Raw genomic sequence first — 11,484 nt, 5'->3', positions numbered from 1 at the left:
AGACAACTGCAAGAAAGTGTCTACACCAATGCCGCGAGATCACGGATCTGCTCGACCGACCGGGCGCCGACCACCATCATCGTGACGCCGGACGCTTCCCAGGCCTTGATCTGCTCCTTGACGTAGTCGAGGTTGCCCACGATCGCCGAATCGTCGACGAGCTCGTCCGGGATAGCCTTGGCCGCCTCGTCCTTGCGATCGTTGCGGAACAGTTTGGTGACGTCGTCGACGACCTCGGCGTAGCCCATCCGGCGGTAGACGTCGGCGTGGAAGTTGGTGTCCTCGGCGCCCATTCCGCCCATGTAGAGCGCCAGGTGCGGCTTCATCAGCTCCATGATGGCCGGGCGGTCGTCGGTGACGACGACCTGCGCGGTCGCGCAGATCTCGAACGTCTCGCGGGTCCGGCGCGCGCCGGGACGGGCGAAGCCCTCGTCGAGCCATTCGTTGTACATACCCGCGATCCGCGGCGAGTAGAAGATCGGCAGCCAGCCATCGGCGATCTCGGCGGCCAGTGCCACGTTCTTGGGCCCTTCGGCGCCCAGCATCACCGGGATGTCGGCGCGCAGCGGGTGGGTGATCGGCTTGAGGTTCTTGCCCAGCCCGGTGGTGCCCGCACCGGTCAGCGGCAGCGGGTAGTGCGGGCCGGCGCTGTGCACGGGTGCCTGCCGCGCCCACACCTGGCGCAGGATGTCGATGTATTCGCGGGTGCGGGCCAGCGGCTTGGGGAATTTCGCGCCGTACCAGCCCTCGACCACCTGCGGCCCGGACACGCCGAGACCCAGGATGTGCCGGCCACCGGAGAGGTGATCCAGCGTCAGCGCGGCCATCGCGCACGCGGTCGGGGTGCGCGCCGACAGCTGGATCACCGAGGTGCCCAGCCGCAGCTTCGTCGTTTCGCGGCCCCACCAGGCCAGTGGGGTGTAGGCGTCCGACCCCCATGCCTCGGCGGTGAAGACGGTGTCGAAGTCCGCCTCCTCGGCCGCTGCGACGAGTTCGGCGTGGTTGGTCGGCGGCTGCGCGCCCCAGTAACCAAGCTGCAAACCCAGTTTCATTTAGCCCACCTTCCGACCCATGGTTGAAACCATTCTTAGAACCTGTTCTACTCGATGCCGTGACCACAGGCCAAAGCAGCCCGGTGCAGATCGACGAGCATGAGCGGCCTCTCTCGGCGCCGTTGAAGCTCGCATTCGACTACACCCGTTCAGTCGGACCACTCCTGTCCCAGTTCTTCACCGCCCTGCGCGAACGACGCATCGTCGGCGTTCGCGGGTCGGATGGCCGGGTACACGTACCGCCCGCTGAGTATGACCCCGTCACCTACGCGGCCCTGACCGAGGTGGTGCCCGTCAGCAGTGTCGGCACGGTGCAGTCCTGGACCTGGCAGTCCACCCCGTTGGAAGGCCAGCCACTGGACCGCCCGTTCGCCTGGGCGCTGATCTTGCTGGACGGCGCGGACACCGCACTACTGCACGCCGTGGACGCCCCGGAGGGATCGGTCAAGACCGGTGACCGGGTGCATGCGCACTGGGTCGACGAACCGGTCGGCGCCATCACCGATATCGCCTACTTCGTGCCCGGTGAGGAATCCGAGCCGGCGGGTGCACCCGACGCGCACGATCCCAGGGACCCCGTCACCGTGCAGGTGACGCCCAGCTTCATCGAGATCCAGCACACCGCGTCGCTGCCCGAGACCACGTTCCTCAAGGCGCTCCAAGAGGGCAAGCTGCTCGGCGCCCGGACCAAGCACGGCCGGGACGGACAGCCGGGCAAGGTCTACTTCCCCCCGAAGGAAGCCGATCCCGCGACGGGTCTGGAGCTCGACGAGTTCATCGAGCTGCCGGACCGGGGCACCGTCACCACCTTCGCGATCATCAACATCCCGTTCCCGGGGCAGCGGATCAAGCCGCCCTACGTGGCCGCCTACGTGCTGCTCGACGGCGCCGACATCCCGTTCCTGCACCTGGTCGTGGAGATCGACCCGGCGGATGTCCGGATGGGCATGCGGGTGCAGGCCGTGTGGAAGCCGCGCGAGGAATGGGGGCTGGGTATCGACAACATCGACTACTTCAAGCCCACCGGCGAGCCGGATGCCGACTACGACTCCTACAAGCACCACCTGTAAAGGGCCCGAACTGATGACCGAAATCGCAGTGGTGGGCTTCGCGCACGCGCCCCACGTCCGCCGCACCGACGGCACCACCAACGGCGTCGAGATGCTGATGCCGTGCTTTCACCAGCTCTACGAAGAGCTCGGCCTCAAGCAGACCGATATCGGCTTCTGGTGCTCCGGATCCTCGGATTACCTTGCCGGCCGCGCTTTCTCGTTCATCTCCGCGATCGACTCCATCGGCGCGATCCCGCCGATCAACGAGTCGCATGTCGAGATGGACGCGGCGTGGGCGCTGTACGAGGCCTACATCAAACTGCTGACCGGGCAGGTGGAGACCGCGCTGGTGTACGGCTTCGGCAAGTCCTCGGCCGGAACCTTGCGCCGTGTTCTGTCGCTGCAGACCGACCCGTATACGGTCGCGCCGCTGTGGCCGGATTCGGTGTCGATGGCGGGCCTGCAGGCCCGGGCGGGCTTGGATGCCGGCAAATGGACCGCCGAGCAGATGGCCCAGGTGGCACTCGATTCCTATGCCGCCGGGGGCCGTACCGACAGAGAAGAGGTCACCGGCAGCATTGACGACCTGCTGTCCCGGCCGTACTTCGCCGACCCGCTACGCCGCCACGACATCGCACCGATCACCGACGGTGCGTCGGCGATCGTGCTCGCCACGGGTGATCGGGCCCGTGAGCTGCGCGAGAACCCGGCCTGGATCACGGGTTTCGAGCACCGCATCGAGACGCCCATCCTGGGTGCCCGTGACCTGACCACCTCACCGTCCACGGCGGCGTCCGCGCGGGCGGCGACCGGTGGTGATACCGGTTCGATCGAGGTGGCCGAGATCTACGCCCCGTTCACCCATCAGCAGCTGATCCTGACCGAGGCGATCGGGCTGGGGTCGAACACGTCGGTGAATCCGTCGGGTGGGGCCCTGGCCGCCAACCCGATGTTCTCGGCCGGGCTGGAGCGCATCGGTTTCGCCGCGCAGCACATCTTCAACGGTTCCGCGCAGCGCGTACTAGCGCACGCCACGAGTGGCCCTGCGCTGCAACAGAACCTGGTTGCCGTCCTGGAGGGAGAAGCCTGATGGCTCCGAAATCGGGTAAGAAACTCGCCGCGGTGCTGGGTACCGGGCAGACGAAGTACGTCGCCAAGCGTCACGACGTGTCGATGAACGGCCTGGTGCGTGAGGCGATCGACCGGGCGCTGGCGGATGCCGACTCGACATTCGACGATATCGACGCCGTGGTGGTCGGCAAGGCGCCCGACTTCTTCGAGGGCGTCATGATGCCCGAACTGTTCATGGCCGACGCGACCGGCGCGACGAACAAGCCGCTGATCCGGGTGCACACCGCCGGTTCGGTGGGCGGCTCCACCGCCATCGTCGCGGCCAGCCTGGTGCAGTCCGGCAAGTACAAGCGCGTGCTGACCATGGCGTGGGAGAAGCAGTCGGAATCGAATGCCATGTGGGCGTTGAGCATTCCGGTGCCGTTCACCAAACCTGTCGGCGCCGGCGCCGGCGGGTACTTCGCTCCCCACATCCGCGCGTACATCCGCCGCTCCGGCGCCCCCAATCACATCGGTGCCATCGTGGCGGTCAAGGACCGGCTCAACGGCGCGAAGAATCCGTTGGCGCATCTGCACCAGCCGGATATCACTGTTGAGAAGGTGATGTCCTCCCCGATGCTGTGGGATCCGATCCGCTACGACGAGACCTGCCCGTCCTCCGACGGCGCGGCGGCCATGGTGATCGGCAACGAAGAAGCAGCCGAGGCCCATCTCGCCAAGGGAAATCCCGTCGCCTGGATCCACGCGACCGCGCTGCGGACCGAACCGCTGGCCTACGCCGGGCGCGATCAGGTCAACCCGCAGGCCAGCCGGGATGCCGCCGCCGCGCTGTGGCGTGACGCCGGGATCACCTCACCCATCGACGAGATCGACGCCGCCGAGGTCTACGTCCCGTTCTCCTGGTACGAGCCGATGTGGCTGGAGAGCCTCGGTTTCGCACCCGAGGGCGAGGGCTGGAAACTCACCGAGGCCGGCGAGACCGCGATCGGCGGCCGCATCCCGTTCAATGCCTCCGGCGGTGTGCTGTCCTCCAACCCGATCGGCGCCTCGGGCATGATCCGGTTCGCCGAGTCCGCGATCCAGGTGATGGGCAAGGCCGGTGACCACCAGGTGCCCGGTGCGCGCAAGGCACTCGGCCACGCCTACGGCGGCGGTGCGCAGTACTTCTCCATGTGGGTGGTCTCCAGCGACAAACCGGCGGGTAAGTCCTGATGACGGCCCCGGTGACGGTTGCCGGGCGGCGGTCGCGGGAAGCGGCCGTCGCCCGCGACAAGGAAGCCTGGCTCGCGCTGTTCGCCGATGACGCGATCGTCGAGGACCCGATCGGTCCGTCGCATTTCGACCCCGAGGGCACGGGCCATCGCGGCAAAGCGGCGATCGCCGCGTTCTTCGACAAGGCGATCGCCCCGAGCCGACTGGAATTCCACTTCGAGAAGACCTATGTCTGCGGTAACGAGGAGGCCAACGTCGGTCACATCGTGATCGTCGCGGGCGGGTACCGCGTGCAGGCCGAAGGGGTCTTCACCTACCGGGTGAACACCGACGGCAAGATCGCGGCCCTGCGCGCCTACTGGGAGGTGGCCGCGGCCACCGCGGGCGCACGCAAGATCTGAGTCGTTCGCGTACCGTTGGGGACATTCATCGTCCAGTTCCCAAGAGTCAACAGATCACCTTGCGCCGCTTCATTTTCCCCACCGTCCTTTCAGCCCTCGTCGCCTTCCTGATCAGCGGTTGCGCCGGTACCGACGGCAGCACACCCGCCGCGACCAGCCTCCCTGGCTTTCCCGCACAGCCCTCGTCGACGACCACCACGCCCTCCTCGAAGAGCAAGGCCGCACCGCAGTACGAGCGCCTGTTGATCACCGCCGACGACCTCAGTGACGAACAGGACACTTTCCACCAGCAGTCCGTGCAGTCACAGCCCGACGGCCAACCCGGGGCCAGCGCATTCTTCGTCAACGACAAGGACGACCGCGCGATCAGCACCGTGGTGTTGATCTACCCGGACGCCGCCACCGCCGCGGCGACCCTGAAACAGGCGGAGGCGACGCTGCCCTCGCTGGTGGCCGGCGGCACCCCGCAACCCATCGCGGTGGGCAACGGCGGCGTCGTCGTCAAAGGCGCCAAGCCCGAAGAGGACAAATCGGTCACCTTGATGTTCTTCACGGTGGACCGGGCCCTGGTACGGCTGGAATTCCAGAGCGCGATCGGGGACGTCACCACCGACCCATTCGTCACCAACGTCGGCAAGATGCAGGCGATCGCCCTGCGGACCGGCCTGGCTACACAGCCTTGAGGCCCTCGCGGTAGCGGCGGGCCAGATCCTGGTAGGCCTGGGCGTTGGTGTCGATCCAGACCTGCGCGCCGGTACCGGCGATCGGCCCCCTGACCTTGGCCGGCACCCCGGTGACGAGTACCTCATCGGGAATCTTGGTGCCACCGACCACCAGCGCGTGGGCGGCGACAAGGGTCCGCGCACCGATGATCGCCCCGTCGAGCACGGTGGCGTGGTTGGCGATGAGGGCGTGGCTGCCGATGTGGGCACCGTGGATGACGCAGCCGTGGGCGATGGTGGCTCCCGGGCCGATGTCCACCGGAATCCCCGGCGGTGCATGCAGAACCGATCCGTCCTGCACATTCGCCCCCTCGCGGATGATGACGGGCGCGTAGTCGGCCCTCAGCACCGCGTTGAACCAGACCGATGCACCCGCCGCGACGTGCACGTCCCCGATGAGGGTGGCGGTCGGAGCGATGAACGCTGTCGGGTCCACCACGGGAGTTCGGCCCTCGAATTCATAAAGAGGCATGGTTCACATATACCGCAGGTAGGCGTGCATGCGTTGCGCGAACGAGGACCAAAACTGTAACGTGTTCTAGTTAGAAGACCGATACGGGAGGCCCACCGTGACTACTGAATCCACCGGCACTGTCGGTGTCAGGGAGATCGACACCGGAGCGCTGCCGGACCGCTATGCACGCGGCTGGCACTGCCTTGGTCCGGTCAAGGATTTCCTCGACGGCAAACCGCACGGCGTCGAGATCTTCGGCACCATGCTCGTCGTGTTCGCCGACTCGAACGGCGAAGTCAAGATCCTCGACGGCTACTGCCGCCACATGGGCGGCAACTTGGCGCAGGGCCAGATCAAGGGCGACACCGTGGCGTGCCCGTTCCACGACTGGCGCTGGGGCGGGGACGGCAAGTGCAAGCTGGTGCCCTACGCCAAGCGCACCCCGCGGCTGGCCCGTACCCGCGCCTGGGAGACCGATGTGCGCGGCGGCCTGCTGTTCGTCTGGCACGACGTGGAGGGCAATCCGCCGCAACCCGAGGTCCGCATCCCGGAGATCCCCGAGGCCGCCGACGACCAGTGGACCGAGTGGCGCTGGAACACGATGCTCATCGAGGGCTCCAACTGCCGCGAGATCATCGACAACGTCACCGACATGGCGCACTTCTTCTACATCCACTTCGGTCTGCCGACGTACTTCAAGAACGTGTTCGAGGGCCATATCGCCTCCCAGTACCTGCACAACGTGGGCAGACCTGATGTAAACGATCTGGGAACCTCCTACGGTGAGGCTCAGCTGGATTCCGAGGCGTCGTACTTCGGCCCGTCGTTCATGATCAACTGGCTGCACAACAACTACGGCGGCTTCAAGGCCGAGTCGATCCTGATCAACTGCCACTACCCCGTCAGCCAGGACTCGTTCATGCTGCAGTGGGGCGTCATCGTCGAAAAGCCCAAGGGCCTGGACGAGGCGACGACCGACAAGCTCGCTCGGGTGTTCACCGAGGGCGTCAGCAAGGGCTTTCTGCAGGATGTCGAGATCTGGAAGCACAAGACCCGGATCGACAATCCGCTGCTGGTCGAGGAGGACGGTGCCGTCTACCAGATGCGCCGCTGGTACCAGCAGTTCTACGTCGACGTCGCCGATGTCACCGCGGATATGACCGACCGTTTCGAGATGGAGGTCGACACCACGGCCGCCAACGAGAAGTGGCATGTCGAGGTGGAGGAGAACCTCAAGGCCCAGGAAAGTCAGAAGGCCCACGAAGAGACAGTAGAAACAGTTCAGCCGAGCTGATGACCACCCACGACGAGCGGGCGCAGACGCCGGACGTTGATCGTCTGGCCCGGTCGATGCTGGAGTTGCTCGGTCACGATGACGATCACGATCATCCGGCCGGCGACTCCACTGCGCCCGGATCTTGGTCGAAGGCACCGGATTTCGCCGGCGATCCACACCGCGCCGCTGCCATCCGGGAGGCCACCGTGCGGGACCGGGAGCGTTATCTGACCTCTGGCCTGGTGTCGGTGGACTGCCGGTTCTGCCATGTCACGGTGCAGGTCAAGAAGCTCGGCCCGGAACAGACCTCGGTGCAATGGAGTAGCGGGGCAACGCAGCGGTGTGCGGTGTTCAGTGAGATTCGGGGCACCGGCGGGGATCCCGCCCGTGCGCGGTCCTGTCCGAAGCTGACAGATAGCATCAGGCATGCCGTCGCGGAAGGCTGTCTGGAAGAGGTGTCGAGCGCACCGTCGCCCGGTGACGGCTGACGTCGCCGTTGCCCTTGTTCTTGCCGGTGGCCTCGCGGTGAGTGGCTGCGCCCGAATCATCGATACCGCGACCCCGCACCCGGCCCCCCGGGTCGGTCCCATTCTCGCCAATCAGGTGGGTGACCTGCTCAGCAAGCAGGCCCAGGACGACAAGGACGGCAACCGGTTCGTCAGCGTGGTGCCCGATTCCTGCGCCGGTGCGGCCCGGGAGAAGGATGCCCCGTTCATCGTCGACCATCATCCCGAGGCGACCGACGGTGGGCACTGGGTGGCCGCCGAGGGCCGGCCGGTGTATGTCGAGGAGATCGTCGCGGTGTACGCCGCGGATTTCGATGCCCGGTCGGCGATCACCGGCGCCCGCAGCGCGCTGGAAGGGTGCCGCACCCCGTTCACCGTCACCGATATGAAGGGCCGGGAGTACCACTTCAGCATGGGTGTCGCCGGCCAGGGTTCGCCGCATTCGGTGATCTGGTCGTTCCACGCCGCCGACTGGGCATGTGACAACGCGTTCGTCGCTGCCCACAACGCCGCGATCGAGATCACCACGTGCGGATCGGTCGGCGGCTACAACGTGAGCGCCTTGGCTCGCGATGCCCTCAAACTCATTGAGTCGCTGGCAAATACGAAGGCCTGATGCTCAGAGTCCGGCGAACCGCTCCTTGACCTGCTCGTCGGTGAGCCCGTAGTCACTCAGCGAGTAGGTGTGCTTGGGTGCGCGCGGCCCCTTCTTGCTCGCCTCGTGAGAATCGACCATGGCCTGGCGAGCGGCGTCGGTGAAGTCGATGCCGAACGTCCGGTAGATACCCTCCACCGCGCCGATCGGATCCTTGATGAACTCGAAGTAGTCCACATCGCAGAACTGAGCCGGATCATGTTTGGCGCGTTCGGCATCGAAGAGTTCCAGGCCGCGCGACCAGGTTTCCATCGAGTCGGCACCGATGACCTCGCCGCGGAACGTGTCCGACCACCCCTCGGTGGTGTGCTGGGCCAGTGAACACATCGAGGCCATGATGGTCTCGGCGGGCCGGTGGCACTGCACCACCAGCGCGTCGGGGTAGGTCGCGAACAGGGCGTCGAGCGCGAACAGGTGACTGGGATTCTTGAGCACCCAGCGCTTCTCCGGTTCGTTGAGCCCGATCAGCTGCAGATTGCGGCGGTGCCGCTGATAGGACTTGGTCCAGTCCTGCCGCGCCAGCCACCGGGAATAGGTCGGGATGTGGGCCAGCGTCTCGTAGGACACCGAGTGCAGCGACTGACGCAGCAGCTGCCAGCACTCCTCGACCTCGTCGGCTGTCATGTAGTGCAGGCCGGTGTAGTCCGGGTTCTCCTCGTGCGCCTTGGTGAACTGCGCGTCGAGTTGGGCGAATACCGGATTCTGCGACCAGGTTTCACGCGGCGGACGGGGTTGCGGGAACTCGGCGAGCCACAGTTCCAGACCCTGGTGCCGCGGGTCCGCGGTGAGCAGCCGATGGATCACCGTGGTGCCGGTGCGCGGCAGGCCGGTCACGAAGATCGGCCGCTCGATCGGCACGTCGGCGTGCTGCGGGTACTGCTTGAACGCCGCCTCGGAGACCAGACGGGCGACAAGGGCGTTCCGCACGAAGAAGCGCTGCATCTTGCTGCCGAGCTCGGTGAGATCGGCATCGCGTTGATAGGCCTCCAGCAGCACGCCGAGCGCCTCTTTGTAGTTGTCGTCATCGGGGCCGAAATCATCCAGCCCGCAGGCCTTCACGGCCGAGGCGTGCAGGTCCTCGACGGTCCCCACATTGGTGCGCGTCATCAGTACTTGTACTCCCCGCAGTTGACATCCAACGTCTGCCCGGTGATACCGCTGGACAGGTCGCTGGCCATGAACAGGATGGCCGAGGCCACCTCGTCCTCGGTCGGCAGCTTCTTCAGATCGCTGTTGGCCGCGGCCGCCTTGTAGATCTCGTCCACGGTGGTGCCGTATTTGCCGGCCTGGTGTTCGAAGTAACCCTGCAGGGTTCCGCCCCAGATATAGCCGGGAAGTACCGAGTTCACCCGAATACCGCTGCCGCCCAACTCACTTGCCAGCGACTGGGACATGGCCAACAGCGCCGACTTGGCCAGCTTGTAGGCGCCCTGCTTGGGATCGGAGTGCCGGACCACCATCGAGTTGACGTTGACCACCGACCCCTTGGCCTCGGCCAGCGCCGGGGTGAACCCCTGGATCAGACGCAGCGCGCCCAGCACCGTGAGCTCGATGGTCTCGCGGATATGTTCGAAAGTGGTGTCGGCGAACGGTTTCATGGACGGCACCCGGAAGGCGTTGTTGATCAGCACATCGACCTTGCCGTACGCCTGCAGCGACTCGTCGACCAGATTGGCGACCTGCGCCCCATCGGTGATGTCGGTGCCGATCGCGACGGCTCGGCGTCCCAGCCCCGTCACCTCTTTCGCGACGCTTTCCAGCCGTTCCACGGTGCGGGCGGCCAGCACCAGATCGGCCCCCTCCTCGGCACATCGCCGCGCCAGCGTGGTGCCGAGCGCCGGCCCGACGCCGCTGATCACCACGACCTTGTCCTGCAGCAGTCCACCCAACGCACCGGCCATCGTCAACCCACCATTCTTTCGCCGATCAGCTTCTGGCGCAGCGCGATCCGCGCCCGCCAGTCATCGTCTGAGATCTTGTTCGAGTCGTAGTACGGCAGCGCCCCCGCCAAGTCGGCCAGGTCGACGATCTGCGCGGTCGGGCCGTCCGCTTCGGTCAGCTGGCGCGACACCCGCTGCCAGCGGAACTGGAGATATCCCTTGCCGTGCCCCAGGGTTTCACACCAGTTCGTCACGCCGGGGTTCGCATCGGAGACCACGATGCGGACCTTGCCATCCGGATCCGCCTGCGCCTGAGTTCCGTTCAGCGACGTCTGATGGTTGATGTAGTCCAGCGAGATGTACCACAGACTGCCCAGCTGGAAGCCCACGTACGGCGCATCGGTGACGGGCAGCGTGATGACGACGGCCTGGTCCGGCGCAAGATCGTAGTGCCCCACCGCGGAGTACTGGGTGGCCAGCCCGCCCGGGGTCAGCCGCGGCGCGGTCAGCGTGTTCACCGGAAGGTTGTCGTAGAACCATTTCGGGAACTGCAGCCAGGTCTTCACGCGCTGCACGAGTTGCTTGCCCGCCACCGCATAGCGCTTCTCCACCAGTTCTCTGGTGAGCGCAGCCGGGGCGGTGCCGGCGGTGTCGGTCCGCGCGATGGCGAACGTGCCACGCTGGGCCGCCCAGTCGTTGTAGACCTCGCGGATCACCAATTGGGCGGGCTTGTCCGGGGTGAAGCGCCATTCGAAGGTGCCGTCGGCGGCAATGTCGAGCTTGCGGTCGTCGAAGGCCGTCTCACTGTCGGGCACGACCTCCTCGGTGTACTCGCCGCCCAGCAATTGGAAGCTGACATCGGTGGTGGTGCCGCGCCGTCCGGTCACCACATATTCATGGCCGGGCTGCACCCGGGTACCGAAGTACATGGTGTCCGGATTGTCGAGGCCCATCTTGGTGAACGGACCAGTTCCGCTGTGCAGGAACGGGTGGTCGCGGTCGTAGTCGAAGGCGACGTGCGTGCAGGCCGCGATGCAGCCGGCCAGATATTGCAGCCCTTCGAGCAGATCGGCTTCGGATTCGATGAACGGAGCTTCGGTGACGAGACGTTCGGCCTCGGCGACGGCGTCCAGAAAAGGTTGTGCGTACATCCTCATCCGTTCCTTGCGTTCCAATATTGGACCGCAGTGGTAGAGTTTCCGA

General features: G+C 66.0%; 13 protein-coding genes. 8 read left to right on the top strand and 5 right to left on the bottom strand.

All coding sequences use genetic code 11. The annotated features are described in order from the left end of the window. Positions 1 to 20: 20 nt before the first annotated feature. Entirely contained in the window at positions 21 to 1,052 is a 1,032-nt protein-coding gene (locus H7J86_RS17925; RefSeq protein WP_267292409.1) for an LLM class F420-dependent oxidoreductase, read from the bottom strand. 59 nt (positions 1,053 to 1,111) lie between these two features. On the opposite strand from H7J86_RS17925, the gene H7J86_RS17920 reads away from it, so the two are divergent. The 5 genes from H7J86_RS17920 to H7J86_RS17900 are packed head-to-tail and all read left to right on the top strand — an operon-like array spanning position 1,112 to position 5,471. Next, the gene (locus tag H7J86_RS17920) at positions 1,112 to 2,122 is read left to right on the top strand and encodes a Zn-ribbon domain-containing OB-fold protein (protein ID WP_267292408.1); all 1,011 of its coding nucleotides are present in this window, start codon (positions 1,112 to 1,114) and stop codon (positions 2,120 to 2,122) included. A gap of 13 nt (positions 2,123 to 2,135) precedes the next feature. Then, a complete protein-coding gene (locus tag H7J86_RS17915) occupies positions 2,136 to 3,194 on the top strand; it encodes a thiolase family protein (RefSeq protein ID WP_187097069.1) in 1,059 nt (352 codons plus the stop codon). Next, positions 3,194 to 4,387: a thiolase family protein gene (locus tag H7J86_RS17910; protein ID WP_090354330.1), complete on the top strand. Its 1,194-nt coding sequence runs from the start codon at positions 3,194 to 3,196 to the stop codon at positions 4,385 to 4,387. Before H7J86_RS17915 ends, H7J86_RS17910 begins: the two co-directional genes overlap by 1 nt. Further along, positions 4,387 to 4,788: a nuclear transport factor 2 family protein gene (locus H7J86_RS17905; protein WP_090354329.1), complete on the top strand. Its 402-nt coding sequence runs from the start codon at positions 4,387 to 4,389 to the stop codon at positions 4,786 to 4,788. Before H7J86_RS17910 ends, H7J86_RS17905 begins: the two co-directional genes overlap by 1 nt. Positions 4,789 to 4,847: 59 nt before the next feature. Beyond that, positions 4,848 to 5,471 (top strand): hypothetical protein, encoded by a 624-nt coding sequence (locus tag H7J86_RS17900; protein ID WP_181953080.1) that lies wholly within the window; start codon positions 4,848 to 4,850, stop codon positions 5,469 to 5,471. Here H7J86_RS17900 and H7J86_RS17895 read toward each other — a convergent pair. Then, positions 5,458 to 5,982: a gamma carbonic anhydrase family protein gene (locus tag H7J86_RS17895; protein WP_090354327.1), complete on the bottom strand. Its 525-nt coding sequence runs from the start codon at positions 5,980 to 5,982 to the stop codon at positions 5,458 to 5,460. The genes H7J86_RS17900 and H7J86_RS17895 overlap by 14 nt on opposite strands. Positions 5,983 to 6,079: 97 nt before the next feature. Between H7J86_RS17895 and H7J86_RS17890 the strand changes: the two genes are divergently transcribed. The 3 genes from H7J86_RS17890 to H7J86_RS17880 are packed head-to-tail and all read left to right on the top strand — an operon-like array spanning position 6,080 to position 8,362. Next, positions 6,080 to 7,258 (top strand): 3-ketosteroid-9-alpha-monooxygenase, oxygenase component, encoded by a 1,179-nt coding sequence (locus H7J86_RS17890; RefSeq protein WP_090354326.1) that lies wholly within the window; start codon positions 6,080 to 6,082, stop codon positions 7,256 to 7,258. Then, positions 7,258 to 7,728, top strand: coding sequence for a hypothetical protein (locus H7J86_RS17885; RefSeq protein WP_267292407.1), 471 nt, complete (start codon positions 7,258 to 7,260; stop codon positions 7,726 to 7,728). Before H7J86_RS17890 ends, H7J86_RS17885 begins: the two co-directional genes overlap by 1 nt. Continuing rightward, positions 7,718 to 8,362 (top strand): sensor domain-containing protein, encoded by a 645-nt coding sequence (locus H7J86_RS17880; RefSeq protein WP_235683424.1) that lies wholly within the window; start codon positions 7,718 to 7,720, stop codon positions 8,360 to 8,362. Before H7J86_RS17885 ends, H7J86_RS17880 begins: the two co-directional genes overlap by 11 nt. Positions 8,363 to 8,365: 3 nt before the next feature. Here H7J86_RS17880 and H7J86_RS17875 read toward each other — a convergent pair whose 3' ends face one another. The 3 genes from H7J86_RS17875 to H7J86_RS17865 are packed head-to-tail and all read right to left on the bottom strand — an operon-like array spanning position 8,366 to position 11,432. Next, the gene (locus H7J86_RS17875; RefSeq protein WP_187097073.1) at positions 8,366 to 9,508 is read right to left on the bottom strand and encodes a sulfotransferase family protein; all 1,143 of its coding nucleotides are present in this window, start codon (positions 9,506 to 9,508) and stop codon (positions 8,366 to 8,368) included. Further along, on the bottom strand, positions 9,508 to 10,302 hold the full coding sequence (locus tag H7J86_RS17870; protein WP_372517289.1) for an SDR family oxidoreductase: 795 nt from the start codon (positions 10,300 to 10,302) through the stop codon (positions 9,508 to 9,510). Before H7J86_RS17870 ends, H7J86_RS17875 begins: the two co-directional genes overlap by 1 nt. Before the next feature lie 2 nt (positions 10,303 to 10,304). Then, entirely contained in the window at positions 10,305 to 11,432 is a 1,128-nt protein-coding gene (locus H7J86_RS17865; RefSeq protein ID WP_267292406.1) for a hypothetical protein, read from the bottom strand. Between the last annotated feature and the right edge of the window lie 52 nt (positions 11,433 to 11,484).

Source organism: Mycobacterium hackensackense (assembly GCF_025822555.1).
Taxonomy (GTDB): Bacteria; Actinomycetota; Actinomycetes; order Mycobacteriales; family Mycobacteriaceae; genus Mycobacterium; species Mycobacterium fluoranthenivorans.
This window is presented reverse-complemented; position numbering and strand designations above follow the sequence as displayed.

Bases quoted from the DNA above. Each gene is read 5' to 3' on its own strand.
- H7J86_RS17925 (WP_267292409.1), bottom strand. From the start codon at position 1,052: ATGAAACTGGGTTTGCAGCTTGGTTACTGGGGCGCGCAGCCGCCGACC.
- H7J86_RS17905 (WP_090354329.1), top strand. From the start codon at position 4,387: ATGACGGCCCCGGTGACGGTTGCCGGGCGGCGGTCGCGGGAAGCGGCC.
- H7J86_RS17865 (WP_267292406.1), bottom strand. From the start codon at position 11,432: ATGTACGCACAACCTTTTCTGGACGCCGTCGCCGAGGCCGAACGTCTC.
- H7J86_RS17885 (WP_267292407.1), top strand. From the start codon at position 7,258: ATGACCACCCACGACGAGCGGGCGCAGACGCCGGACGTTGATCGTCTG.
- H7J86_RS17895 (WP_090354327.1), bottom strand. From the start codon at position 5,982: ATGCCTCTTTATGAATTCGAGGGCCGAACTCCCGTGGTGGACCCGACA.
- H7J86_RS17875 (WP_187097073.1), bottom strand. From the start codon at position 9,508: ATGACGCGCACCAATGTGGGGACCGTCGAGGACCTGCACGCCTCGGCC.
- H7J86_RS17870 (WP_372517289.1), bottom strand. From the start codon at position 10,302: ATGGCCGGTGCGTTGGGTGGACTGCTGCAGGACAAGGTCGTGGTGATC.
- H7J86_RS17915 (WP_187097069.1), top strand. From the start codon at position 2,136: ATGACCGAAATCGCAGTGGTGGGCTTCGCGCACGCGCCCCACGTCCGC.
- H7J86_RS17910 (WP_090354330.1), top strand. From the start codon at position 3,194: ATGGCTCCGAAATCGGGTAAGAAACTCGCCGCGGTGCTGGGTACCGGG.